Origin of the sequence: Verrucosispora sp. SN26_14.1 (genome assembly GCF_004307965.1) — a bacterium.
In the GTDB taxonomy this organism is placed as follows: Bacteria; Actinomycetota; Actinomycetes; order Mycobacteriales; family Micromonosporaceae; genus Micromonospora.
Genome location: NZ_SISL01000762.1, coordinates 1 through 1,509, shown reverse-complemented (window position 1 = coordinate 1,509; position 1,509 = coordinate 1). Strand labels below are relative to the sequence as shown.

The following is a 1,509-nucleotide window of genomic DNA, read 5'->3' as shown; positions in this document are numbered from 1 at the left end:
CCACCAGGTCACCCCCGGGGCCGAGGGCGAGCGGCGGCGCGGCGGCCTCCGCCGCCTCCGGCATATCGTCGCGGGCGGCGAGGTGACCGGCCACGCCACCGGCGCCCGCCGAGACCGCCACCAGCGTCAACCCGACCAGCAACAACCGGGGCCACCGGGACGGGCCGCCGCCGGGGGAGACGTCCGGCGGCGTGTCCGGCCCGACCGGCCCGACCGGCCCACCCGGCACGGCGGGTACGACCGGCGGCGCCGACGCGACTCCCGGTACGCCCGCCGCGGCGGCATCGCCATACAGGTTCGGGGAGACGAACCGCGGCCCGCGCGGCTCACCGAGGCCCGGAATCGTGCTCGTCATGAACTGTCCCTTCGAAGTCGTCACGGCAGGCGGGAGAACCAGAGCATCGACGCCGCCGCGGCCAGCAGCGCGAACACCAGCCCGCCACCGATGAACCGGGCCGACACGTCCTGCCGCTCCATCCGGTAGCCCACCGACGAGCCGATGTCGGCGTACGCCTCGCGCAGTTCGGCGCTGCTGCCCGCCTCGTAGTAGCCGCCCCCGGACTGCTCCGACACGACCCGCAGGGTCTCCCCGTCGACCGGGACGCGCTGTCCCGCGCCGATCTGGCCGTCGAGCGTGCCGAAGGAGATGGTGTCGACCGGTACCCCGGCCTCCACCGCGTCGCCCGCCGCCGAGGTCGGGTTGCGCCCGGTGGTGTTGGCCCCGTCGGAGAGGATCACCACCCGGGCCGGCGGCGGCTCGTCGACCGCCTGCGCGTCAAGCGTGCGGATCGACTCCAGCGAGGCGTCGATGGCGTCGCCGATCGCGGTGCCCTGCACGCCCGTCACGCCCTCGTCGAGCCGGTCGATGCCGGCCGCCATCACCTCCCGGTCACCGGTCGGCGGCACCATCACCGAGGCGCTGCCCGCGAACGCCACCAACCCCACGTTGAACTCCTCCGGCAGGTCCGCGACGAACTCCCGGGCCGCGTCCTTGGCCGCGACCAACCGATCCGGCGGTACGTCGTCGGCGAGCATGGACCGGGACACGTCCACCGCGACCATCACGGTGGCCCGTTCACGGGGTACGCGCACCTCGTCGGTGGGCCGGGCGAACCCGACCACCAGCAGCGCCAACATGGCGATGAACAGACCGGCCGGTACGTGCCGCCGCCACGCCGGGCGGGCCGGCGCGACCTTGTCCAGCAGCCGCAGGTTGGTGAACCGCACCGCGTACCGGCTGCGTCGCCGCTGCATCACCAGGTAGCCGACGACCAGCGCGACCACCCCGGCGAGCAGCCACAACCTTTCCGGGGACTCCCAACTCACGCGTTTCTCCCTCCAGCCGGTCGGGTGGCTCGGGCGAGCCGTCGTTGGGCGTGGACGTGGCGGACGATGTCGGCGATCCAGTCCCGGTCGGTGCTCAGCGGCAGGTGTGACGCACCGGCCCGCCGCAACGCCCGGTTCACCGCCAGGCGCTGGGCGGCGGCGGCTGCCGCGTACCGCTCCCGC

At 74.6% G+C, this 1,509-nt stretch carries 1 protein-coding gene and 2 pseudogenes; all 3 read right to left on the bottom strand.

Going from position 1 to position 1,509, the window contains the following annotated elements:
• Positions 1–355, bottom strand: a pseudogene (locus tag EYA84_RS31710) (hypothetical protein); the annotation flags it as partial.
• 20 nt (positions 356–375) lie between these two features.
• The gene (locus tag EYA84_RS31705; RefSeq protein WP_131057837.1) at positions 376–1,326 is read right to left on the bottom strand and encodes a VWA domain-containing protein; all 951 of its coding nucleotides are present in this window, start codon (positions 1,324–1,326) and stop codon (positions 376–378) included.
• A pseudogene (locus EYA84_RS31700) lies at positions 1,323–1,509 on the bottom strand (DUF58 domain-containing protein); the annotation flags it as partial. The pseudogene EYA84_RS31700 and the gene EYA84_RS31705, both read right to left, overlap by 4 nt.